The 23,029-nt window shown below is 65.0% G+C and carries 18 protein-coding genes; 13 read left to right on the forward strand and 5 right to left on the reverse strand.

Going from position 1 to position 23,029, the window contains the following annotated elements; genetic code table 11:
- Positions 1–120 precede the first annotated feature (120 nt).
- Positions 121–1,413: an N-acetylmuramoyl-L-alanine amidase gene (locus AC0L23_RS01585; RefSeq protein WP_473356758.1), complete on the reverse strand. Its 1,293-nt coding sequence runs from the start codon at positions 1,411–1,413 to the stop codon at positions 121–123.
- A gap of 706 nt (positions 1,414–2,119) precedes the next feature.
- Here AC0L23_RS01585 and AC0L23_RS01590 point away from each other — a divergent pair.
- Entirely contained in the window at positions 2,120–5,188 is a 3,069-nt protein-coding gene (locus AC0L23_RS01590) for an Rne/Rng family ribonuclease (protein ID WP_473356759.1), read from the forward strand.
- Between the two features lie 70 nt (positions 5,189–5,258).
- Here AC0L23_RS01590 and AC0L23_RS01595 read toward each other — a convergent pair whose 3' ends face one another.
- A complete protein-coding gene (locus tag AC0L23_RS01595; protein WP_085353517.1) occupies positions 5,259–5,942 on the reverse strand; it encodes a helix-turn-helix domain-containing protein in 684 nt (227 codons plus the stop codon).
- A gap of 207 nt (positions 5,943–6,149) precedes the next feature.
- Here AC0L23_RS01595 and AC0L23_RS01600 point away from each other — a divergent pair, with 207 nt between their 5' ends.
- The 3 genes from AC0L23_RS01600 to AC0L23_RS01610 all read left to right on the forward strand — a co-directional run bounded on the left by AC0L23_RS01600 (position 6,150) and on the right by AC0L23_RS01610 (position 10,190).
- A complete protein-coding gene (locus AC0L23_RS01600; protein ID WP_085357771.1) occupies positions 6,150–7,646 on the forward strand; it encodes an amidase in 1,497 nt (498 codons plus the stop codon).
- 67 nt (positions 7,647–7,713) lie between these two features.
- Positions 7,714–8,940: an MFS transporter gene (locus AC0L23_RS01605; protein WP_085353518.1), complete on the forward strand. Its 1,227-nt coding sequence runs from the start codon at positions 7,714–7,716 to the stop codon at positions 8,938–8,940.
- A gap of 17 nt (positions 8,941–8,957) precedes the next feature.
- Entirely contained in the window at positions 8,958–10,190 is a 1,233-nt protein-coding gene (locus AC0L23_RS01610) for an NAD(P)/FAD-dependent oxidoreductase (RefSeq protein WP_085353519.1), read from the forward strand.
- Positions 10,191–10,282: 92 nt separating this feature from the next.
- On the opposite strand, the gene AC0L23_RS01615 is transcribed toward AC0L23_RS01610, so the two are convergent.
- The 3 genes from AC0L23_RS01615 to AC0L23_RS01625 form a co-directional block, all read right to left on the reverse strand.
- Entirely contained in the window at positions 10,283–11,617 is a 1,335-nt protein-coding gene (locus AC0L23_RS01615; protein ID WP_018454476.1) for a dicarboxylate/amino acid:cation symporter, read from the reverse strand.
- Between the two features lie 84 nt (positions 11,618–11,701).
- A complete protein-coding gene (locus AC0L23_RS01620; RefSeq protein WP_018454477.1) occupies positions 11,702–12,256 on the reverse strand; it encodes a biotin transporter BioY in 555 nt (184 codons plus the stop codon).
- An 87-nt stretch (positions 12,257–12,343) separates the two neighbouring features.
- Positions 12,344–13,531 carry a pyridoxal phosphate-dependent aminotransferase gene (locus AC0L23_RS01625; RefSeq protein WP_018454478.1) on the reverse strand — a complete coding sequence of 396 codons (1,188 nt, stop codon included), beginning with the start codon at positions 13,529–13,531 and terminating at the stop codon, positions 12,344–12,346.
- A 234-nt stretch (positions 13,532–13,765) separates the two neighbouring features.
- Between AC0L23_RS01625 and AC0L23_RS01630 the strand changes: the two genes are divergently transcribed.
- The 9 genes from AC0L23_RS01630 (at position 13,766) to AC0L23_RS01670 (ending at position 22,997) form a co-directional block, all read left to right on the forward strand.
- Positions 13,766–15,169, forward strand: a complete 1,404-nt coding sequence (locus AC0L23_RS01630; RefSeq protein WP_085357769.1) for a M48 family metalloprotease — start codon at positions 13,766–13,768, stop codon at positions 15,167–15,169.
- A 126-nt stretch (positions 15,170–15,295) separates the two neighbouring features.
- Positions 15,296–16,063: a DsbA family protein gene (locus AC0L23_RS01635; protein ID WP_018454480.1), complete on the forward strand. Its 768-nt coding sequence runs from the start codon at positions 15,296–15,298 to the stop codon at positions 16,061–16,063.
- Positions 16,064–16,296: 233 nt separating this feature from the next.
- Positions 16,297–17,196: a DUF1236 domain-containing protein gene (locus tag AC0L23_RS01640; protein WP_085353522.1), complete on the forward strand. Its 900-nt coding sequence runs from the start codon at positions 16,297–16,299 to the stop codon at positions 17,194–17,196.
- Between the two features lie 228 nt (positions 17,197–17,424).
- Positions 17,425–17,892 carry a type II 3-dehydroquinate dehydratase gene (gene aroQ / locus AC0L23_RS01645; RefSeq protein WP_007591609.1) on the forward strand — a complete coding sequence of 156 codons (468 nt, stop codon included), beginning with the start codon at positions 17,425–17,427 and terminating at the stop codon, positions 17,890–17,892.
- A gap of 36 nt (positions 17,893–17,928) precedes the next feature.
- The gene (gene accB / locus AC0L23_RS01650) at positions 17,929–18,417 is read left to right on the forward strand and encodes an acetyl-CoA carboxylase biotin carboxyl carrier protein (RefSeq protein WP_007591611.1); all 489 of its coding nucleotides are present in this window, start codon (positions 17,929–17,931) and stop codon (positions 18,415–18,417) included.
- A gap of 60 nt (positions 18,418–18,477) precedes the next feature.
- A complete protein-coding gene (gene accC, locus AC0L23_RS01655) occupies positions 18,478–19,836 on the forward strand; it encodes an acetyl-CoA carboxylase biotin carboxylase subunit (RefSeq protein WP_085353525.1) in 1,359 nt (452 codons plus the stop codon).
- 106 nt (positions 19,837–19,942) lie between these two features.
- Positions 19,943–21,460 (forward strand): sensor histidine kinase, encoded by a 1,518-nt coding sequence (locus AC0L23_RS01660; protein WP_085353526.1) that lies wholly within the window; start codon positions 19,943–19,945, stop codon positions 21,458–21,460.
- Positions 21,457–21,897 (forward strand): response regulator, encoded by a 441-nt coding sequence (locus AC0L23_RS01665; RefSeq protein ID WP_018454485.1) that lies wholly within the window; start codon positions 21,457–21,459, stop codon positions 21,895–21,897. Before AC0L23_RS01660 ends, AC0L23_RS01665 begins: the two co-directional genes overlap by 4 nt.
- Entirely contained in the window at positions 21,894–22,997 is a 1,104-nt protein-coding gene (locus AC0L23_RS01670; RefSeq protein ID WP_018454486.1) for a sensor histidine kinase, read from the forward strand. Before AC0L23_RS01665 ends, AC0L23_RS01670 begins: the two co-directional genes overlap by 4 nt.
- Positions 22,998–23,029: the final 32 nt, after the last annotated feature.

Here is a 23,029-nt window from a genome sequence, read left to right on the forward strand (position 1 = left end):
ACCCCCTGCGGCGTTTTTATAAAGCGCCCGCTGTGGCCAAACTAGGGCTTTTGCGGCGGGACGGAAAATCACTCTCAATTCAACGATCCCCGGGTCGTCAACTGGACGATCGCCCGGTCGTCAATTCGACGATCCGGCCGTGGCCATCCGTTTGGCCAAAAACCCGTCGATCGCCTGCGCCATCGAGCCCACGGCACGCGACCGCCATCCCTCGGAGACCAGATGCTCGAGGTCGCCCTTGTTGGAGACATAGCCGATCTCGACCAGGACCGACGGCACGTCGGGCGCCTTCAGCACCCGGAAGCCGGCTGACTTCAGGGGATGCTTGTGCATCCGCACCGTCGACTTCATTTCGCCCATCAACAGGCGGGCAAAACGGCTTGAAAAGGTACGGGTTTCCCGCTGGGTGAGATCGATCAGGATGTCGGCGACATCGGTCGGCTCCTCCGCGAGGTTGAAGCCGGCGATGGCGTCCGCCCGGTTTTCCGCATCCGCCAGCCGCTGCGCCTCGGCGTCGGAGGCCTTGTCGGACAACGTGTAGATGGTCGCGCCCTGCGCATCGCCCTCGGCGCGCGGCAGCGCGTCGGCATGGATCGAGACGAACAACGCCGCCTTGAGCCTGCGGGCGACTTTGACCCGGTCGTTGAGCGGGATGAAGGTGTCGTCGTCTCGGGTCATCACCACGCGATATTTGCCGGTCTTTTCCAGCCGTTCGCGCAGCGCCAGGCCAAAGGCCAGCACCAGATTCTTCTCGCTCTCGCCGCTCGACTGCGTGCCGTTGTCGATGCCGCCATGGCCGGGATCGATGACGACGACCGCGCGGCCATCGGCCTTCTGCCCGGCTTCAGGGGGGGCAGATGCGGGAACCGTCGCGGGCGGCGGATCGGCAATAGCCGGCCGCAGCTCAGGACGGTTTTCCGGAGCTAGCGACGGCACGAAGGCGGTGCGCTCGACCTCCTCCATTTCGAGCACCAGCCGCGCCGGCTGGCCGTTGGCAGCCTCCACCACGTAGGAATTGGCGATCTTGGCCGGGCCCGTCAGGTCGAACACGATTCGGGAGCCGCCGGGCATCACAAGCCCATAGCGGAAGGCCTTGACCAGTCCGCGTCCGCCGGACCCGGTCCCGGCGGGAAGTTGAAAATTGACCTGGGGAACGTCAACCACCACCCGATACGGGTCGGCCAGAGTGACTGCGCGGAAGCTAACGGTCTGATCGATGTCGAGGACAAAGCGAGTCTGCCTGCCGTCCCCGGCCAGTCGGGCGGCCGAGGCCGTTGGGAAATTCGCTGATGCAACAGGGAGTTGAGGCTGACTTTCCGCGGCCTTCAGGCGCGAGGAATCAGCACACGGCAATGCCGCCGCGCAGAGCAGCACGCATCCCAGCAGGATCCTTTGATTTGCGCGGCTCGCCACCGATTCCGTGCCTCCGAGCAGCCTCTTTAACGCAATAGAACCACAGGGTTAAACGATCCTTAATGACAGACACGCGAAACTCGCTGACTGTGACCGCCGTGCGACGCTCCTTGCACGGATGGCCCAATCCACGTATGTACGGAATGCTGACGGCCGATATTTCCGGTTGTGTCGCATTCAGCCTCCCGGTGCAGCGCCGGAACTCTCAAGGTTTGGGAATTCCAGCGTTTTTCCGTTCCCCTCTAAGTCCAGCGCGGTGCGCGGCAGCAAGGTGGAGCGGGGCAAGCCCCGGCGGCGGAACGGTCCTCGGTTACCAACACGTTTCCGGGACGGTTCTGACAGCGGCGCAACCCGTTACCCGGTCCCTTAATCCCAAGGGAGCGGTTCGTAATACCCCAAGGCGAGCGCGCTCGCGCCATGCCTGGCCAACAGCAACTGATTGAGGGGCGGCCCCGCCGCCCAATGTTTCATACGGGCCGACGCTTGATGCGCCAGACTGTGCCGACCAATTCTGAAGGACCATTCGCGACGCTGCGGAGTGACAATTCCGCGCGCCGCTTCGGTCCTCCGGCTTTCGGTTCGGCAAGGCGCGAGAGACGGTGTTTCGGCCTTCCCCTCACCCCCGAATCAGGTGGACCGTCGCGTCACCCGGCAGCGCTGATGGCGCCCACGGTGAATCGCGCCCGCCGCCGCCAAGAGTTAAGACATGCCCAACAAGATGTTGATCGATGCCACCCACCCGGAAGAGACCCGGGTCGTCGTGGTCCGCGGCAATCGCGTCGAAGAGTTTGATTTCGAGACCGCGCAACGCAAGCAACTGCGCGGGAATATCTACCTCGCCAAGGTCACAAGGGTCGAACCCTCGCTCCAGGCGGCTTTCGTCGAATATGGCGGCAACCGCCACGGCTTCCTCGCCTTCAGCGAAATCCATCCCGACTACTACCAGATTCCGGTTGCCGACCGGCAGGCGCTGATCGAAGCCGAGGAGCAGGCCCATCGCGAGGCCGAGGAAGAGAGCGAGAACCGCTCCCAGGGCCGCCGCCGCTCCCGCCACCGCAATTCCCGCCGCCGTAGCCATGGCGAGCGCGTCCGCAGCGAGGTCGTCGAAGGCGATCCCGCGGCCCGGCAGGTCCAGGGCGAGGCCCTGCCTGAGGGCGCTTCGCACGAGGGCGAGCACCTGCACGCCGACGCAGAGCATCACGGCGAGCACGAAGGCCACGATCATCACGGCCACGAAGCACATGACCACGAAGGGCATGACCACGACGACCATCATCATGCCCATGGTGACGATCATCACGCGCACGATCATCACGACCACGATCATCATGGCGAGCACGATCATCACGACCATGATCATGCCGACGAGACACCGGCGCCTGTCGCGGCGATCGGCGCCGAGCCCGCGGTCGCCACCGAGGCCGTTGCCGAGCCGGAGGAGTTTGCCTCCGACGCGCACGCTCACGATCTTGCCGAGGCCGTGACATCGGCTACTGAGCCTGCCGACGCCGTGTACGCCGCAGGTGAGAGTGCGCAGGCTCCGCATCACGACTCCGAAGCGACGGCCGAGGATGACGACGAAGACGAGGACGACGAGGAAGCCGAAGAGGACGTCGTTGAATCCGTCGGCGGCGACGATGTGCTGGAGGAAGTGCCGGAGCGCACCTTCCGTCCCCGCCGCCAGTACAAGATCCAGGAAGTCATCAAGCGTCGCCAGGTGATGCTGGTGCAGGTCGTCAAGGAAGAGCGCGGCAACAAGGGCGCGGCGCTGACGACCTACCTCTCACTCGCCGGCCGTTATGCCGTTTTGATGCCGAACACCGCGCGCGGCGGCGGCATCAGCCGCAAGATCACGAGCGCGCAGGACCGTTCGCGCCTGAAGGAAGTGGTGCAGGATCTCGACGTGCCCGAGGGCATGGGGATCATTCTGCGCACGGCGGGTGCCGCCCGCACCAAGCCCGAGATCAAGCGCGATTTCGAGTACCTGATCCGCATGTGGGAGACGGTGCGCGACATGACGCTGAAGTCGCAGGCCCCGACCCTCGTCTACGAGGAAGGCTCGCTGATCAAGCGCTCGCTGCGCGACCTCTACAACAAGGAGATCGACGAGATCCAGGTGGCGGGCGATGCCGGCTACCGCGAAGCGCGCGACTTCATGAAGATGCTGATGCCCGCCAATGTGAGCGCGGTGAGACAGTATCGCGACGGCCAGCCGCTGTTCTCGCGGATGGGCGTCGAAAGCCAGCTGGATGCGATGTTCTCGCCGACCGTACAGTTGCGCTCCGGCGGCTACATCGTGATCAACCAGACCGAAGCGCTGGTCTCGATCGACGTCAACTCCGGCCGTTCGACGCGCGAGCATCATATCGAAGATACCGCGCTCAAGACCAATCTCGAGGCCTCCGAGGAGGTTGCGCGTCAGCTTCGGTTGCGCGACCTCGCCGGCCTGATCGTCATCGACTTCATCGACATGGACGAGAAGCGCAACAACCGCGCGGTCGAACGCAAGCTGTCCGATTGCCTCCGGCAGGACCGCGCGCGGATCCAGGTCGGACGCATCTCGCATTTCGGCCTGCTCGAGATGTCACGCCAGCGCATCCGCGCTAGCGTGCTGGAATCCTCGACCGATCCCTGCACGCATTGCGGTGGCACCGGCCATGTCCGCTCGGTGTCCTCGGTTGCGCTCCAATTGCTGCGCGGCCTCGAAGAGATCCTGATGAAGGGCGCAACCCACAACCTCGTGGTCCGCACCCGCACCGACGTCGCGCTCTATGTGCTGAACCACAAGCGCGGCCATCTGCGCGACCTTGAGAACGGCTTCAAGGTCACGCTGTCGGTCATCGCCGACCCGAGCGTCAGCGGACCGCAGGCCTATGTCATCGACCGCGGCGAGCAGGTGCATACGCTGGAAGCCGCCAAGGCTCTGCTGGCGGCGCAGGCGGCCGCAAGCCCGCCGCCCCTGGTCGAAGAGGCCTATGACGACGAGGAGTTCGATCCGGAGACCGAATCCGAGGTCGAGACCGAGGAGACTGAAGGTCTCGCCGAGGAGCAGACCGCAGGCGACGCCGTTACCGAGCAGGACGGCCAGCGCCGCAAGCGTCGCCGTCGCCGCCGCGGTCGCGGTGGCCCGCGCGACGAGGAGACGCGCGAGGATGGCGCTCCCGTTATTGCCGAGACGGCCATGGCAGCCGGCGAAGGCGAAGAGGATGCCGAGGCCGAGCCGGACGGCGAGGAAGGCGAGGAACAGGCAGCCCGTGGCGAGCAGCAGGGCAGCGCCGACCGCCGTCGCCGGCGTGGTCGCCGTGGCGGACGCCGCCGTCGCGGTCCTGGCGAGGAAGGTCTCGCCGGCTCCATCAGCGACGAGCTCGCTGCCAATGCACCGTCGGAAGCGACCGACGCAGTCGCCGATTTCGACGGTTTTGGCAGCGAGGCTGCGCCCTCGATCGCGCAGGCCGAGCACACCTCTGAACCCCAGGTCAACCAGCCTGAGCCGCGCGCCGAGGCAAAGATCGAGGCAGCGGCCCAGCCTGAGCCGCCTCCTGCTGCCGCGGACGAAGAGCACGCCGACGACAAGGCCGCACGACGCCGCTCGACGGTTCGGGAAAAGGTGAGCTTCCTGTCGAGCAGCCAGAGTGAACCGACACCGATTGCACAGGCGGCCGAGCCGGTTGCCCCGCCCGCCCCCGCTCCGGAGCCCGCGCCCGCAGCGACAAGCGAAACCTCGGCCGCACCTCGTCGTGCCGGCTGGTGGTCGCGCCGCTTGGGCGGGGGCTAATAAACAAGCCCCAATCAAAAACGCCCGGCTTCGGCCGGGCGTTTTTCGTTCCGCGCTCTCTTTGCCGACGTCAGAGCGACGGTGGATCGCCTTCGAACGGTGCCACGTCGCGCGATGCAATCCGGCGGAGCTGATCGTAGAGGTCAGGCGCCTCGCTGGTGCAAAGGCAGACGCCTTGCGCAGAAGGCGCTTCGCCGGCGTTGAGGTAGGCGTGGCCCATGGTGCTGTCGAGATAAATGCCGTCGCCCTCGCCCAGGATCTCCGGCGCGTAGAACTCGGTGTGGACGGCAACGCGTCCGCTCGTCACCACGAAATATTCCTCGCCGGCGTGGCGCAGCAGCGGACCGAACTCCTCCAGCGAGCGCGCCCGGACTTCGGCCAGGATCGGTACCATGCGTTTGCCGATCAGATCGGTGCATTGATAAGTGTAGGTGTAGAATCCGGTCGTGATCACCTGCCCCTGCCCGGCGCGGCTGATGCTCCGTCGCGCCGTGACCGGCCTGCTCTGCTCGGGACGCGGGGGCACCGGATTGAACAGCTCGGCGATCTCCATTTTCAAGCCGGAGGTGAGCTGGAGCAGCTTGTCGTAGGTCAGCGACATCAAACCGTTCTCGACCTTGGACAGGGTCGACAGCGCCATGCCGGTCCGCTCCGCCACCTGCTTGAGCGTCAGCCCCCGCGCCTGGCGGGCAGCCTTGAGGCATTGGCCCAGCTGGGAGTTCACGCCCTCCGGCGTCGTCATGATCTCGCTCATGCAGCGAGGCTATCACGGCGGCGGAAAAATTGTTGACCGATCCACCTAATCTTTTCGGCTGAAGCCGGCCCAGGTTCCGCATCTGGGCGGCATTTGGGCAGGAAAACTAGCATTTGTGCATAAAGCGCCCGGTTCTGACAAATATTGGTGCGCGGGCTTCACTTTCCGATATGCTAAACCGTTTTCAAATTTTGAAAGGGATTGGCATTGTCCGAACTTTGCGATTCCAGCGCCGTTGAGCTGCGCCGCCGCCTGTCCGCCAGGGACATCTCGCCCGTCGAGCTGCTGGAATCGTGCCTGTCGCGGATCGCCGCCGTCAATCCTGCCGTCAACGCCCTCGTGACACTGGACGTATCGGGCGCTCGCGCCGCAGCCAAGGAAGCCGAGGCCGCCATCCTGCGCGGCGAGGATCATGCCGCCCTCCAAGGGCTCCCCGTTCTCATCAAGGACACCCAGGACACCGCTCGGCTGCGCACCACCTATGGCAGCCCATTGCTGAGGGACAACGTCCCGCTCGCCGACCAAGCCTCGGTCGCGCGACTGCGCGCGGCTGGCGCCATCATCTTCGGCAAGACCAACACACCGGAATGGGCGGCCGGCGGCAACACCCGCAACCCGGTGTTCGGGGCGACCGGCAACCCGTTCGATCCGATGCGCTCGGCGGCTGGCTCCTCCGGCGGCTCGGCGGTGGCGCTCGCCTGCGGCATGGCTCCGCTCGCCTCGGGGTCGGACACCGGCGGCTCATTGCGCAATCCGGCGGGCTTCGCCGGCATTGTCGGCATGCGTCCGTCCTACGGCCTTGTCGCCAGCGAGAAGCGCGTGTTCGGCTGGTCCAATTTGTCGACGGACGGGCCGATGGCGCGCAATGTCGCCGACACCGCGCTGATGCTGTCGGTGATGGCGAGCGACGATGCCCGGGATCCGCTCGCCTATACGTTGCCCGGCGAGTCCGTGCGCGCGCGTGCCGAACGCTGGGCCGCGCCGCGCCCCGCAGAACTCGGCAGGCTGCGCCTCGCCTTCACCGAAGACTTCGGCTTCGCCCCGACCGAGCAGGCGATCCGGCGCGTGTTCCGTCAGCGCGTGAGCAAGCTTGCCCCCCTCTTCGCCGAGTCCCGCGAGGCGACGCCGGATTGCTCCGGCGCCGACGACGCCTTCGCCGTGCTGCGTGCAGGCATGTTCCTGGCGACACATGGCAAGAACTACAAGGAGCGGCCCGAGATGCTCGGGCCCAATGTCCGCGCCAATGTCGAGGAAGGCCTCGGCTACACGCTCGAAGACCATGCGCGCGCCGCAACGACGCAAACGCGGATCTATCGCGCCTGGCAAAGCTTCTTCGAAAGCTGCGACGTGCTGATCAGCCCGACCATCACGCTCAGTCCGCGGCCGTGGTCGGAGCCGCATCCCGCGGAGATCGACGGGGTACCAACGAAATCTTACTTCCATTGGCTGGCGCTCGCTTATGCCGTCACGCTTCCCGGCCATCCCGCCATCAGCATTCCTCTCGGCCTCGATGAAGCCGGGCTGCCTTTCGGCCTGCAGATCGTCGGTCGGCGTGGCGGCGACGCCGCCGTGCTCGCGGTGGCCGCAAGCCTCGAAGCAGCGTTCGCAAGCGATGCGCAATTGTGCCGGCCTGCGCCCGATCTGGCCCGGCTTGCCGTGGCGCCGCCGTTGTCGGCTGCACCCGGCTTCCTGACTTGGGAATGAAGAACTTGGGAATGACCTGAACTCGGGAACGACCGAAACCAGCCCTGGCAGCGCAATGGAGACGAGGATGACGGAATTGCCGAGGAAGACCAGCGTCATCGCATTCGTCCTGCTCTACGTCGCCTACTGCATCTCTTATGTCGACCGCGCCGCGATCTCGCTGGCACTGGCCCAGATCGGCAAGGACTTCAACCTCCAGGCCGCAGATCTCGGCATCGTCATCAGCGCGTTCTTCCTCGGTTACGCCGCGATGCAGGTGCCGGGGGGATGGCTCTCCGACCGTTTTGGATCGAAATATGTGGTGATCATAACCATCGTGATGTGGTCGCTGTTCACGGCGTTCACCAGTCTTGCCTGGTCACTCACCTCGCTGATCGCGATCCGCTTCATGTTCGGCATCGCCGAGGGCGGCTTCCCGCCGGCGAGCATCCGCGCCGTCGCGGAGGTGTTCAAGAAGGACAGCCGGCCGAAGATGTCGGCGCTGCTGCTGTCGTCCAACTATGCCGGCAGCATGATCGCGCCGCTCATCATGGCGCCGTTGATCCTCTGGCTCGGCTGGCGCCATGCCTTCAACGCGATCGGCATCGCGGGCATTGTCTTCGCAGTCGCCTATTTCGTCTTCGTCCCGTATCTGGGCCGCCCGGGCGCGAACGATCCGACCCCGTCGGGGACGAAGGCCGAGAACCGTGCACCGATGCGCGAGCTCATGAAGAATCCGCTGCTGTGGCAGCTGATGGTGGTGTGGTTCGGCCTCAGCTGCGTCAACAAGGGCCTGGATTCCTGGATGCCGCTCTATCTGCTCCAGCAGCGCGGCCTCGACCTCAAGACTGTCGGCATCGTGGCGCCGATCCCGTTCGTGATGGCGACGATCGCGACCGCGATCGGCGGCTGGGTGATGACGACGTTCTTCGCCGAGCGCGAAAAATATCTGCTGATCGGCGCCTCCGCATTGACCGGCATCTTCCTCTACGCCATGTACAAGGCGGAGACGATCGCGATGCTGATCACCTACCAGTCGGTGGTCTATTTCTTCAAATCCTTCGTGCTGGCCTCGGTGGTTGCGCTTCCGACCAAGCTGCTCCGCGACGACCAGATCGGATCCGGCATCGGCATGGTCAATCTCGGCGGCCAGAGCGCGGGTTTCGTCGCACCCGTGGCCATCGGCTTCATCGTGACCGGAACCGGATCGTTCGATGCCGCCTTCGGCTTCCTCGTGGCGATGACGGCGTTGTCCGCCGTGGTCGCCGCGACCATCAACACGGCCGAGCCGAAGCTCACGCCGCAGACAGCCTGACAGGAGAATTTCTTCCGATGCAAAGCGCGATCGTCCTCGGCGGCGGCATGATCGGCGTCAGCGCGGCGCTGCACCTGCAGCAGCGTGGCTGGTCCGTCACGCTGATCGACCGCAGAGAGCCGGGCCGAGAGACCAGCTACGGCAATGCCGGCATGATCCAGGCGGAAGCGGTGCGCCCCTACCCGATGCCGCGCGACCTCGCCACGCTCCTGAAGATCGCGACCGGCCGCACCAACGACGTGCGTTACAGCCTGTCTTCGCTTCATCTCCATATCGAGCCCCTGCTTCGCTATTGGTGGCATTCGGCGCCGAAGCGGCATCGTGAGGCGATCGACGCCTGGGCGCGGCTGATCGCCTACGCGACGGCGGAGCACGACATCCTCATTCGCGAAGCCCACGCCGACAATCTGATCCGCCGCGCGGGATACCGGCACCTGCATCGCGACGCAGCTTCGTTCGATCTCGCCGTCAAGGCGGCGGAAGAAGACCAGCGCGAATTCGGCGTGAGGTTTCGTGCGCTCTCGGGCGCCGAGCTCGCCAAGGCCGAACCTGTCCTGCGCGACGACCTGCCCGGCGCGATCCATTGGCTCGACACCTGGACCGTGTCCGATCCCGGCGCGCTGGTCACGGCCTATGCCGATCTGTTCGAGCGCCTCGGCGGCACCATCGTGCTCGGTGATGCCCAAAGCCTGCAGCAGACCGCCACCGGCTGGTCGGTCAAGACAGACCATGGGCGCGTCGACGCCGCCCACGCCGTCGTGACGCTCGGGCCGTGGTCGCCCGATCTCCTGCTCAAATTCGGCTATCGCATCCCGCTGGTGCGCAAGCGCGGCTACCACATGCATTACAGCGGCGGCGCCTCGCTCGATCTGCCGCTGGTCGACAAGGCCGGTGGCTACGCCATGGGTCCGATGGCGAAGGGTATCCGCATCACCACCGGCGCGGAGCTGACCGGCCTGGACGCGCTGGCAACGCCCGTGCAGCTCGCCAGCGCGGAAGCTTCCGCGCGCGAGCTGATCGACCTCGGCAAGCGGGTCGAGCCCGACCCATGGTTCGGCACCCGCCCCTGCACGCCCGACATGCTGCCGGTGCTCGGCCCTGCCTCACGCCATGCCGGCCTCTGGATGAACTTCGGCCACGGCCACCAGGGCTTTACGCTTGGACCCGCGACCGGCCGCCTGCTCGCGGAGATGATGAGCGGCGAAACGCCCGCGATCGATCCCACGCCGTACCGGCCGGAGCGGTTCTAAGCCCTCGCAGCGAAAGAAAAAGGGCTGATCGAGGATCTCGACCAGCCCTATTATTTCAACATCTGACGGCGCTCGGCACCGCCACATGCAGATCAATCCGTCGTGACCGCCGTTTCCATGTCGGTCGGATCGATCTGCCGGGCGAGGTTGGCGTTGAGCTTGTCGCGATCGAGTTCGCCCTCCCACCAGGCGACGATCACGCAGGCAACGCCGTTGCCGCACAGATTGGTCAGCGCGCGACACTCGCTCATGAACTTGTCGATGCCGAGCACGATCGCCATGCCCGGCACGAGGCGCGGATCGACCACGGCGAGCGTCGCCGCCAGCGTGATGAAGCCCGCGCCCGTGATGCCGGAGGCGCCCTTCGAGGTCAGCATCGCCACCACCAGGATGGTGAGCTGCTGGCCGAAGGTGAGATCGAAGCCCAGCGCCTGCGCGATGAACAGCGTCGCCAGCGTCATGTAGATGTTGGTGCCGTCAAGATTGAACGAATAGCCCGTGGGCACCACGAGGCCGACCACCGACTTGGAGCAGCCGAGGCGCTCGAGCTTTTCCATCAAGGACGGCAACGCGCTTTCCGAGGACGAGGTGCCGAGCACAATCAGCAGCTCGTCCTTGATGTAGGCGAGGAACTTGAAGATGGAGAAGCCGGCGAAGCGCGCGATGATTCCGAGAACGACGAATACGAACAGCGCCGCGGTCAGGTAGAACGTCGCGATCAGGCCGACCAGGTTGAGGATCGCCCCGGTGCCGAACTTGCCGATGGTGTAGGCCATCGCGCCGAAGGCACCGATCGGGGCTGCGCGCATCACGATGGAGATGACGCCGAACACCGCATGCGCGGCGTCGTCGATGAACGAGCGGATGGTGTGGCCGCGTTCACCGAGCCCCATGATGGCGAAGCCGAACAGCACCGAAAACAGCAGCACCTGCAGGATCTCGCCTTGCGCGAAGGCGCCGACGACGGTGTCCGGAATTATGTGCAGCACGAAGTCGACCGACTTCTGGCCTTCGGCCTGCTTGGCGTAGTTGGCGACGGCCTGCGCATTGGCGGCGGCACCGCCGAAGCCCGCACCCGGCTTCACCAGATTGCCGATGACTAGGCCGATCACCAGTGCGAAGGTCGAGACGATCTCGAAATAGACCAGCGCCTTGACGCCGATGCGGCCGACCTTCTTGGCGTCCTGGATATGGGCGATGCCCGAGACAACGGTGCAGAAGATGATCGGCGCGATCACCATCTTGATCAGCTTGATGAAGCCGTCGCCGAGTGCCTTGATCCACTCATTGGTGGCGACCGACGGCCAGAGCCAGCCGACGATGGCGCCGAGCACGATCGCGATCAGCACCTGGATATAAAGTACCTTGTACCACGGCTTGGCGGCGGGCGGCGCGACCGGCGCCCCCACCATCGTTGTCGTCGTCATTGTTTCACTCCCCCTCAAAACGCCAAGCCAGCCAAGATCAACTTGGCCGGCCCTGTCAATCGGAACTGCTCGATATTGCGCGCTTTACCCGCGATCGACCACCCGGCGTATCGCCGGCATCAACGTCGCGCCCAGCGCGTTCTTGACCAGCGACGCCGCAACGAACGGCATCAGGCCGACCTGCCACGCCTTTGCGGCGCCCAGGCCGAGACCGAAGGCCAGCCAGCCAAAGCCCGCGGCCAGAATGAGGATGTGGCCGGCCGCCATGGCCGCAAACAGCAGCGTTACGCTGCGATCCCAGCCGCGCTCGGCGAGCCAGCCGGTGACGAAGGCGGCGCCAATGAAGCCGAACAGATAGCCCGCGGTCGGGCCCACCAGCGGTGCAATTCCACCAACGGGGCCGGCGAACACCGGCAGGCCCATTGCACCCTCGGCGAGGTAGGCGATCATGGTTGCGCTGCCAAGCCGCCAGCCGTAGGCGGCGCCGATCATCAACACGACCAGCGTCTGCAATGTCATGGGCACGTAAGGCAGCGGCAGGTTCACCTTGGCTGACAGCGCCATTAAGGCGGTGCCGAGCGCAATCAGCACGACAGCGCGCAAGGCGCCGACGGTTTCACCCGGCCGGATCGGCCACATCAATGCGGCGAGAGGAGAATGCGTGGCGGTAGAGGGGAGGGAACGGTCAGACAAGTTGCACTCCAGAAGGCGGGCGAAAACTGGCGGCTATTTAAGCCAGTGAGCGATCCGGTCAACTGCTTCCCGCATCTCCGCAGCCGAACGCGCATAAGAGAGCCGTATGAATGAACGACCATGGATGGGATCGAAGTCGAGGCCCGGCGTGACCGCGACATGGGCCTGTTCGAGCATCTGCTTGGCGAACTCGAAACTGTCGGAGGTGAAATCCGAGACGTCCGCATAGAGATAGAACGCGCCGTCGGCCGGCAGAAATCTGGTCAGGCCGGCCTTGGGCAATCCCTCGATCAGGATGCGCCGGTTTTCCTGATAGCCGTGCTTGATCTCCTCCATCTCGGCCGCGCCGTCGAAGGCCGCTTCGGCCGCGATCTGCGACAGCGACGGCACCGAGATCGACAGGTTCTGCTGCAGCCGCTCGATCGGCCGCACCAGAATCTCGGGCACGACCATCCAGCCGACGCGCCAGCCCGTCATGCAGAAATACTTCGAGAACGAGTTGATCACGAGCGCGTGGTCCGACAGCGCCGCAGCCGTCACGGCGGGAAACGCGTAGTCGAGCCCGTGATAGATCTCGTCCGAGATGAAACGGATGCCGGCGTCTTCCGCCGCAGCGATCAGGCCGGCGAGCGCCTCGCGGGACATCATCGTCCCGGTCGGATTGGCGGGACTGCCGACCAGCACGCCCTTCAGCGGCGCCTTGCGATGGGCGGCCAGCAGCGCCTCGCCCGTCAGCGCATGGCGGGTCTCGTTCGTGGTCTCGATCAGCACCGGCTCGCAGCCGAGCGCGGTAAGGATATGACGGTACGGCGGATAACCCGGCACCGTCACGGCAACGCGGTCGCCCGGCTCAAACATCGCCAGGAAAGCCAGAATGAACCCGCCGGAGGAGCCGGTGGTCACTACGACCCGCTCGGGGCTGACGTCACAGCCATAGGCATCGCGATAATGCCGCGCGATGCGCTCGCGCAAGGAGGGGATGCCGAGCGCTGAGGTATAGTCGATCCGCCCGGCCTCGAGCGCCACATGGGCGGCTGCAATCGCGGTCTTAGGCGCGCCGGCGGCGGGCTGGCCAACCTCCATGTGGATGACATGGCCCCCGGCCGCCTCGATTCGGGCCGCCGCGGCCATCACGTCCATCACCATGAACGGGGGAACATCGCTGCGGCGGGAGGCCGCGAGCCACTGCCCCAACCGGTTCCTCAAGGTCGCATCGTGCATCGATTTCTGCTATTCGCTGGCGGGGCCGATCCGTCCGACCCGGGAAAAACGGGGTGCTTGCGCCCCAGACTGGCCGCATTGTACGGCTCATAAGGGGAACGGCTCAAAAGGGCATATCGCGTATCCGGTCCGCCGCCAATCGCCAAAACCAATCACGAAACTGCTCGACCAAGACTGCTCGACCAAGAATGCTTGACCAGCCTGCTGATAAGACCGTTTGACCCAGACCGCTTGATGTTGTTCCAGATCACATTGCGCAAGAAGGCCACCGCCCTCATCTCCCTCCTCGCGGCGGCTGCGATCGCGCTGACGCCGTTCTCGGCCGCGCATGCGCAGGCCAAGGGGCCGCCGGTCCTGCGCGACACCGAAACCGAGCAGCTGCTGCGCGAATACACCCGCCCGATCCTGCGCGTCGCCGGCCTGGAGAAGCAGAACATCCAGATGGTGATCGTCAACGAGGGCTCGTTCAACGCGTTCGTCGCCGATGGCCGCCGCATCTTCGTCAATTACGGCGCGATCCTCCAGTCGGAAACGCCAAACCAGATCATCGGCGTGCTCGCGCACGAGACCGGGCATCTGGCCGGCGGCCATTTGTCCAAGCTGCGCGAGCAGCTCGCCAACGCCCAGACGCAGATGATCATCGCCATGCTGCTCGGCGCCGGCGCGATGGCCGTGGGCAGCACCCGCGGCAGCGGCAGCGCCGGTAACAATGGCCTTGCCAATGCAGGAGCCGCCGCCCTCGCCGGCCCGCAGGAGATGATCCGCCGGACGCTGCTGTCCTATCAGCGCCAGCAGGAGGAGAACGCCGACCGCGCCGGCGTGAAATTCCTGACAGCGACCCAGCAGTCGCCCAGGGGCATGTACGAAACCTTCAAGCGCTTCACCAGCGAGAGCCTGTTCGCGGCGCGCGGCGCCGATCCCTATCTCCAGTCGCACCCGATGCCCGCCGAGCGCGTCGCTTCACTGCAGGAGTTCGCCAGCGCCAGCCCTTATTGGGACAAAAAGGACGATCCCGCGCTCCAGCTGCGCCACGACATGGTGCGCGCCAAGATCTCCGCCTTCATGGAGCGGCCGGAAACGGTGTACCGCCGCTATCCCCTGACCAACGACAGCATGCCGGCGCGCTATGCCCGCGCCATCAGCACCTATCTGCACGGGGATTTGCGCAGCGCGCTCACCCAGATCGACGCGCTGATCCAGGTCCAGCCCAACAACGCGTATTTTTACGAGGTGCGCGGCCAGGCGCTGCTGGAGGGCGGCAAGCCGGCGGAGGCGATCCCGGCCCTGCGCAAGGCTGTCGCACTTTCGAACAACGCGCCCCTCATCGAGATGTTACTTGGGCAGGCTCTGGTTGGGTCCGATAATAAGGCCTACACCGATGACGCCGTTCGGATTCTCCGGGCCGCGGTCGCACGGGAACCGGAGGCCGTGCTCGGCTACATGCAGCTCGCGATGGCGTATGGCCGGAAAGGCGACTATGCCGAGGCGGATCTGGCGTCGGCGCAGGCCGCCTATCTGCGCGGCGACAACAAGACCGCCCGCGAGCTTGCGACGCGCGCGAAAACCCGTTTCGCCGTCGGCACGCCCGGATGGGTCAAGGCCGACGACATCGTGGCGTCGAAACCGCCGCGCAACTGACAAGACCAAGACGATCTTACAAGACGACGCCTTACGCCACGACGCCTTACGAAACGACGTCACGACACCGAGCTTAAGTCCGCCGGGACGTTTTCCGAAACCTGCTTTGGATAAGAGGATTTGCCTATGCCTTCGCTGCGCCTGCTTGCTCCCGCGCTGTTTGCGCTCGCCATGTTCGGCGCAGCCGCGCCCGCGTCGGCCGACAGCTTCTCCGATGCCCAGCGCACGGACATCGAGGCGATCATCAAGAACTATCTCGTCACCCATCCCGAGGTGCTCGAGGAAGCGATGACCGAGCTCACCAAGCGCCAGGCCGCGGCGGAGACGCAGAAACACGAGGCCAGCGTCGCTCAGAATTCCGATGCGATCTTCAACTCTCCGCGCCAGGTCGTGCTCGGCAACAAGGACGGCGACGTCACCTTCGTCGAGTTCTTCGACTACAATTGCGGCTACTGCAAGCGCGCGATGGACGACATGCTCACCCTCATGAAGGCCGATCCGAAGCTGAAGGTGGTGCTGAAGGAGTTTCCGGTACTGAGCCAGGGCTCGGTCGAAGCGGCCCAGGTCGCCGTCGCGGTGCGCATGCAGGATCCCTCCGGCAAGAAGTACCTCGACTTCCACCAGAAGCTGCTCGGCGGTCGTGGCGCGGCCGACAAGGCGCGCGCACTTCAGGCGGCCAAGGAAGCTGGCCTCGACACCGCTCGAATCGAGAAGGACATCGGCAGCGCCGAGGTGCGCAGCACCATTGAGGAGAACTTCAAGCTCGCCGAAGCAATGGGCATGAACGGCACGCCGAGCTACGTGATCGGCAAGCAGATCGTTGTCGGCGCCGTCGGTGTCGATAGCCTGAAGGAAAAGATCGCTGTGGCCCGCTGCGGCAAGGCGACCTGTTAAAAAGGCGACCTGCTAACAAGGCGACTTGCTGATCAGCGATCTGCTCTACAACTTCACGCATGCAAAAGGCCGGCTGAAAAGCCGGCCTTTTCATTGCGCCGAAATTTGGCGCGCGCATTCATCTGGCATTCAACAAACAAAAGCCTCGGAACCACCGAAGTTCCGGAACAACTCAAATCTCCTTTCGTTGTCGGCGCGGGCAATGACGCAAATGAACCCGTGAGGAGAATTCCATGTCTAACCGCTTTATGATCTCGGTTGCCACACTCGCGCTCGTCGCGGGCACCGGTCTGGCGAACGCACAGGGCACCATGAACCGCGACAGCGGTGGCGGCGCCGGTGGTGCGCAGACGCAGCATTCGCAGCCCTCCGGCGGCGCCGCCGAACGCGGCGGCTCGATGGGTAAGGAATCCGCCCATGAGAAGGGCACCGTCGGCCAGGCCGGCGGCTCCAGCAGCATGAAGTCCGGCACGTCCGCCGAGGACAAATCCTCCGGCGCAACAAAGGACGAGCACTCCGGCCGCGAGATGAACAAGAACGCGGCTGAGGACAAGTCCGGCGCCACCAAGGGCCAGCACACCGACGAACGCGCGCAGGGTCAGCAGGACAAGTCCAAGAGCATGAGTCAGGACACGAGCAAGTCCGGCGCCAAGGACCAGAAGGACATGAAGGCTGAGGGCGCCAAGAGCGGCACCAGCAGCACCAACAATGCCGAGAACCAGAAGGGTACCGAGACGCGCACCAACCAGAACGCTCAGGGCCAGACCGGCACCAGCACCAACCAGAACGCGCAGGGTCAGACCGGCACCAGCTCCAACCAGAACGCGCAGGGTCAGAGCAGCACCAACACGACGGTCGGTCAGGCCGGCGCGGGCGCCAAGCTCTCGACCGAGCAACGCACGCAGATCACCTCGGTGATCCGCGAGGAGCACGTGCGTCCGGTGACCAACGTGAACTTCTCGATCTCGGTCGGCACCCGCATTCCGCGCGAGGGTATTGAGCTGCACACCCTGCCGTCCCGCGTCGTGACGATCTATCCGGAATGGCGGACCTATCGCTACGTCCTGGTCAAGGATGAGATCGTGATCGTGAATCCGGACACCTATGAGATCGTGGCTGTCCTGAACACGTAAGACGATACCCGGCAACCATCGGGGGCGGGCAGCAACGCCCGCCCCTTTGCCGTTCGGCCGGCAGCCATGCTTCGGACTGGTTAACAAGCAATTTCCGTAGCTTCCACACAGATTTTTGCACCCCGGATGAGGTATCTGAAGCCACCTCGGAGGTCCTTCAAGGCTTCCCCTCACGCGCTTTGTTACCTATAACCCCCGCCACGCTGAAGCAGCTCTTGCGGGATTGGAATGGCCGAACCAGCAACCGACACGATCCTTGTCCTGAACGGGCCGAACCTCAACATGTTGGGGACGCGCGAGCCCGAGAAGTACGGGCATGCGTCGCTGGCCGACGTCGAGGCGCTGTGCCGGGAGACGGCGGCGACGTTCGGCCTCAAGGCCGACTGCCGGCAGTCCAACCGCGAAGGCGAGCTGATCGACTTCATCCACGAGGCACACGCCCGCAAGATGAAGGGCATCATCATCAATGCCGGCGGCTATTCGCACACGTCGATCGCGCTGCACGACGCGCTGCTCGCGGTGCAGATCCCGACGGTCGAAGTGCACGTCACCAACATTCACGCCCGCGAGAATTTCCGACATCACTCCTACACCGCGCGCGCGGCCTTCGCCTCCCTCTGCGGTTTCGGCATCGAGGGCTACCGCCTCGCCATCCAGGGCCTTGCCGCCAAGCTCGGCATCAAGCCCAAAGCCTGACGCTCCCCTTCACACAGAACATTCGGATCAAACAACATGGCGCGCCAGCCAGACGACAAAGCAGCCGCAAAGTTTTCCAGCGAGGATTCTGCCCTCGTCCGCGAGCTCGCCTTGCTGCTCGATGAGACCAGCCTCACCGAAATCGAGATCGAGCGTGCCGGCCTGCGCCTGCGCGTCGCCCGCAATATCAGCGTCGCCGCGACCATGCCGATGCAGATGGCAGCTGCCCCCGCCGCGCTCCCGGCGGCCGCAGCTGCCGCCGCGCCTGCCGCTGCCGACCTGTCGAAGCATCCCGGCGCCGTGACCTCGCCGATGGTCGGCACCGCCTATTGGGCGCCGGAGCCCGGCGCCAAGCCGTTCATCGAGGTCGGCAGCAAGGTCTCGGTCGGCCAGACGCTGCTGATCATCGAAGCCATGAAGACCATGAACCAGATCCCCTCGCCGCGCGCCGGCACGGTGACGCAGATCGTGATCGAGGACGGCCAGCCGGTCGAGTACGGCGAGCCGCTCGTGATCATTGAGTGACGTTCGAGGGCGGTCTCATCGCCCTCGCCGCTTTCCGCGCGTCAGTCCAATAAGGACACCATGTTCGACAAGATCCTCATAGCCAATCGCGGCGAGATCGCCCTTCGCATCCTCAGGGCCTGCAAGGAGCTCGGGATCGCGACCGTCGCCGTGCATTCAACCGCCGACGCCGACGCCATGCATGTGCGCCTGTCGGACGAGAGCGTGTGCATCGGGCCGCCGGCCTCCAAGGACAGCTATCTCAACGTGCCCGCGCTGCTCGCGGCCTGCGAGATCACCGGGGCCGATGCCGTGCATCCCGGCTACGGCTTCCTGTCGGAGAACGCGCGCTTCGCCGAAATCCTCGCTGAGCATAATCTGCATTTCATCGGCCCGAAGGCCGAGCACATCCGCCTGATGGGCGACAAAATCGAGGCCAAGAGGACCGCCAAGAAGCTCGGCATTCCCGTGGTGCCCGGCTCCGACGGAGGGGTCGGCCACAACGACGACGCGATGGCGATCGCCAGGAAGATCGGCTTCCCCGTGCTGGTCAAAGCCGCGGCGGGCGGCGGCGGCCGCGGCATGAAGGTGGCCGAGAGCGAGGCCGATCTTCAGGTCGCGCTGTCGACGGCCGCCAACGAGGCCAAATCCGCCTTCGGCGATGCTTCCGTCTACCTCGAGAAATATCTGCAGAAGCCGCGTCACATCGAGATCCAGATCCTCGGCGACGGCCGCGGCGGCGCGATTCATCTTGGCGAACGCGACTGCTCGCTGCAGCGACGCCACCAGAAGGTCTGGGAGGAAGGCCCCTCGCCCGTGCTGACCGCGGCTGCGCGCGCCAAGATCGGCGAGACCTGCGCCAAGGCGATGCGCGAGATGAAATATCTCGGCGTCGGCACGATCGAGTTCCTGTTCGAGGACGGCGAGTTCTACTTCATCGAGATGAACACCCGCATCCAGGTCGAGCATCCCGTCACCGAGAGCATCACCGACATCGACCTCGTGCTGGAGCAGATCCGCATCGCCGCCGGCGGCGACCTGCCGGCGAGGCAGGACGAGGTCCAGGTCATCGGCCACGCGATCGAGTGCCGCATCAACGCCGAGAATCCGCAGACCTTTCGTCCTTCGCCCGGCCGCATCACGCAATATCACCCGCCCGGGGGGCTCGGCGTGCGGATCGATTCCGCAGTCTATCAGGGCTATACGATCCCGCCTTATTACGACTCGCTGGTCGGCAAGCTGATCGTGCACGGCAAGACCCGCGGCGAGTGCCTGATGCGGCTGCGCCGGGCGCTGGACGAGATGGTGGTCGAGGGCATCGAGACGACCCTGCCGCTGTTCCGCGCTCTGGTGCGCGAAGACGACATCATCAACGGCGACTATCACATCCACTGGCTGGAACAATATCTCGCCAACAAGGCGGAACCCGCCCCGAAGTAGCCGTCCTTTCCCGTGGAACCCTTTGGCCCTAATCGCGTTTGGCACGATGGGGACAGTTCCGAGGGGGCGTTTTGAAGTCCGGCAAGCCTGATCGAGCGAGACCGTCGTGATCGCTGACGCGCAGCGGCGGCGTAGATTCTGGCAGATCCTGCTGTTCGCGGCCGGTCTCCTGGTGCTGACCGTGATCAGCGCCGGCTCCGTCTACCTCGTCAACAAGGCGAGAGACGACAGCAAATGGGTGATTCACACCATCGAGGCGGAGAACCAGATCAACGCCCTCCTGCTGGAAATCCGCCGCGCCGAGAGCACCGCCCGGGGTTACCTTCTGACACAAGGCGAGGATTTCAAGGTCGACCATGACAAGGCCGTGGCGGCCATCGTCCCGGCTCTCGACAGGCTCACGCGCCTGATCGGCGACAATCCGGAGCAACGCCAAAGCATCGAGAAGCTGAGCGCGGCGATCGAGACTAGGCTCGGCCAGTTCGTGCAGGAGATGGACTTCATCCGGCGCGGCGAGCCGGAGAAGGCCGCAGCGCTGGTCCGCGAGATCGCCTCCACGGACACCACGGCCGCGATCGCCAATGTCGCGACCGGGATGATTCAGGAGGAGGAACGGCTATTCCGGCTGCGAACGGTCAATTCGGACCGCAGCCAGACCCTGGCCGCGTCGATGACCGGCATCGGCTCCGGCCTCGTCGTGCTGCTGGCCCTGATCTCGATCTGGCTGGTGCGGCGCTCGGCCCTTGCCCGCGACGATGCCGAGGCGCGCCTGCGCGATGCCAATGTCAATCTGGAGGGCGTGGTCGACGAACGCACGGCCGATCTGCGCGAAGCCAACAACGAGATCCAGCGCTTTGCCTATATCGTCAGCCACGATCTGCGCTCGCCACTCGTTAACATCATGGGCTTCACCAGTGAGCTCGAAGAGCTCGGCGGCGACATTTTCCGCCGTATCGGCAGCCTCACCCATGTCCCGGCCGACGGGCCGCCGTTGCCGGACGGCGAGATCGCACTCGAAGGTCCGGACAAGCAGCTGTCAGACGATTTTTCCGAAGCGCTGGGCTTCATCAAGTCGTCGATCGCCAAGATGGACCGCCTGATCTCGGCGATCCTCAATCTCACCCGCGAGGGCCGGCGCGAGTTCCAGCCGGAAAAGATCGACACGCGCGAGCTGATCGAAGCCATCGTGTCGACGCTGGCGCATCAGGCCGCCGAAGCGCAGGCCGAGATCCACATCGCCCCGCTGCCGGATCTCGTCAGCGACCGCCTGGCGCTGGAGCAGATCTTCTCCAATCTGATCGACAACGCCATCAAATATCTCAAGCCCGGCGTCCCCGGCGAGATCAGAATCCGCGGGCGCACCAAGCTCGGCTACGCTATCTTCGAGATCAGCGATAACGGCCGCGGCATCGACGCCAAGGACCACCAGCGGATCTTCGACCTGTTTCGCCGCGCCGGAACCCAGGACAAGCCCGGTCAGGGCATCGGTCTTGCGCATGTGCGTGCACTTGTGCGTCGCCTCGGCGGCACCATGTCGGTATCATCGGAACTGAATACGGGCAGCACGTTCACCATCACGCTGCCCATCACCTGGAACGCCAGCAACCGGAACGCGGATCAATGACTCAACCCGTCACCATCATCATGATCGAGGACGACGAGGGCCACGCGCGGCTGATCGAGCGGAACATCCGGAGGTCCGGCGTCAACAACGAGATCATCTCCTTTGCCAACGGCACTGAGGCGATGAAGCACCTGTTCGGGCCCGACGGCAGCGGGCTCGTGCAAAAAGGCAATGCGCTCCTGATCCTGCTCGATCTCAACCTCCCCGACATGACCGGGATCGACATTTTAAAGCAGATCAAGGAGAACAAATACCTGAAGGCCTCGCCCGTGGTGGTGCTGACCACCACCGACGATTCCCAGGAAATCAAACGCTGCTACGAGCTCGGCTGCAACGTCTACATCACCAAGCCCGTGAACTACGAGAATTTCGCCAATGCCATCCGGCAGCTCGGCTTGTTCTTCTCGGTCATCCAGGTCCCGCCCGCCGCCCCATGAATCAACGTACGCCCACACTGCTCTACATCGACGATGACGGGGCGCTGGCGCGCTTGGTCGATCGCGGCCTGACACGGCGCGGCTACAAGGTCGTTCACGCCGCAAGCGGCGAGGAAGGCCTCGAGCACATCCGCCGCGCGGCCACGACCGGCGGTATCGACGTGGTGGCGCTCGACCAATACATGCCCGGCCTCGACGGACTGGAAACGCTGGAGCAGATCATGGCGATCCCGGGCGCGCCGCCGGTGGTCTTCGTCACGGCCTCGCAGGATTCCAGCATCGCGGTGACGGCGCTGAAGGCGGGCGCGGCCGATTATCTCGTCAAGGACGTCAAGGGCGACTTCATTCCCCTGCTTCACGTCGCGGCCGATGGCGCGCTGCGCCAAGCCGAATTGCAGAAGGCGCGCGAGGAAGCCGAAGCCGAGATCCATGCCTCGCGCGACCGCTACGCTGCTCTTGCAGCCGAACGCGAGCTGCTATTGCGCGAGGTCAACCACCGCGTCGGCAACTCGCTGCAGATCATCGCCTCCCTCCTGCACCTGCAGGCCAGCTCCGCCGCGCAGGACGAGGTCAAGGCTGCGTTGACCAATGCGATGGGCCGCGTGGCCGCAGTCGCGCAAGTGCACCGCCGCCTCTACACCTCGCAAGACCTGAAGAGCGTGGTCCTGAACCAGTATCTGGACTCGCTGCTCGAGGATCTGCGCCGCTCGGCCGAGGGCAACCGGATGTCGCGCCTGACGCTGAAGGCCGAACCGATCGAGATCGATCCGGACCGTGCAGTCGCCGTCGGCATCATCGTCAACGAGCTGGTGATGAACGCGGTAAAATACGCCTACCCTGACGGCGCCGGCCCGATCCATGTGGAGCTGACCTCGCAGGGCGACGATCTCCTGCTGTCGATCAGCGACGATGGCGTCGGCGACAACGTCAAGGCCGATCCGCGCTCCACCGGCATGGGCCAGCGTATCGTCGCAGCTATGGCCAGCAAGCTCGACGCTTCGGTCGAGCGCGACCCCAACCATTCAGGAACCCGCGTCATGTTGATGTTCCGCCGTGTCCCGGCTGCCGCCGGCAAGCCGGCTGCTGCCGCAGCGAACTGATCCGCACCGCCCATCGCACCCGCCTTGCGATC

The organism is Bradyrhizobium sp. MI1.4, from assembly GCF_055811315.1.

What these genes read in the sequence shown, in the direction of transcription:
- AC0L23_RS01590 (WP_473356759.1), top strand. Translation starts at nt 2,120, where the DNA reads ATGCCCAACAAGATGTTGATCGATGCCACCCACCCGGAAGAGACCCGG.
- AC0L23_RS01595 (WP_085353517.1), bottom strand. Translation starts at nt 5,942, where the DNA reads ATGAGCGAGATCATGACGACGCCGGAGGGCGTGAACTCCCAGCTGGGC.
- AC0L23_RS01605 (WP_085353518.1), top strand. Translation starts at nt 7,714, where the DNA reads ATGACGGAATTGCCGAGGAAGACCAGCGTCATCGCATTCGTCCTGCTC.
- AC0L23_RS01610 (WP_085353519.1), top strand. Translation starts at nt 8,958, where the DNA reads ATGCAAAGCGCGATCGTCCTCGGCGGCGGCATGATCGGCGTCAGCGCG.
- AC0L23_RS01615 (WP_018454476.1), bottom strand. Translation starts at nt 11,617, where the DNA reads ATGACGACGACAACGATGGTGGGGGCGCCGGTCGCGCCGCCCGCCGCC.
- AC0L23_RS01620 (WP_018454477.1), bottom strand. Translation starts at nt 12,256, where the DNA reads ATGTGGCCGATCCGGCCGGGTGAAACCGTCGGCGCCTTGCGCGCTGTC.
- AC0L23_RS01625 (WP_018454478.1), bottom strand. Translation starts at nt 13,531, where the DNA reads ATGCACGATGCGACCTTGAGGAACCGGTTGGGGCAGTGGCTCGCGGCC.
- AC0L23_RS01630 (WP_085357769.1), top strand. Translation starts at nt 13,766, where the DNA reads ATGTTGTTCCAGATCACATTGCGCAAGAAGGCCACCGCCCTCATCTCC.
- AC0L23_RS01635 (WP_018454480.1), top strand. Translation starts at nt 15,296, where the DNA reads ATGCCTTCGCTGCGCCTGCTTGCTCCCGCGCTGTTTGCGCTCGCCATG.
- AC0L23_RS01640 (WP_085353522.1), top strand. Translation starts at nt 16,297, where the DNA reads ATGTCTAACCGCTTTATGATCTCGGTTGCCACACTCGCGCTCGTCGCG.
- aroQ (WP_007591609.1), top strand. Translation starts at nt 17,425, where the DNA reads ATGGCCGAACCAGCAACCGACACGATCCTTGTCCTGAACGGGCCGAAC.
- accB (WP_007591611.1), top strand. Translation starts at nt 17,929, where the DNA reads ATGGCGCGCCAGCCAGACGACAAAGCAGCCGCAAAGTTTTCCAGCGAG.
- accC (WP_085353525.1), top strand. Translation starts at nt 18,478, where the DNA reads ATGTTCGACAAGATCCTCATAGCCAATCGCGGCGAGATCGCCCTTCGC.
- AC0L23_RS01665 (WP_018454485.1), top strand. Translation starts at nt 21,457, where the DNA reads ATGACTCAACCCGTCACCATCATCATGATCGAGGACGACGAGGGCCAC.
- AC0L23_RS01670 (WP_018454486.1), top strand. Translation starts at nt 21,894, where the DNA reads ATGAATCAACGTACGCCCACACTGCTCTACATCGACGATGACGGGGCG.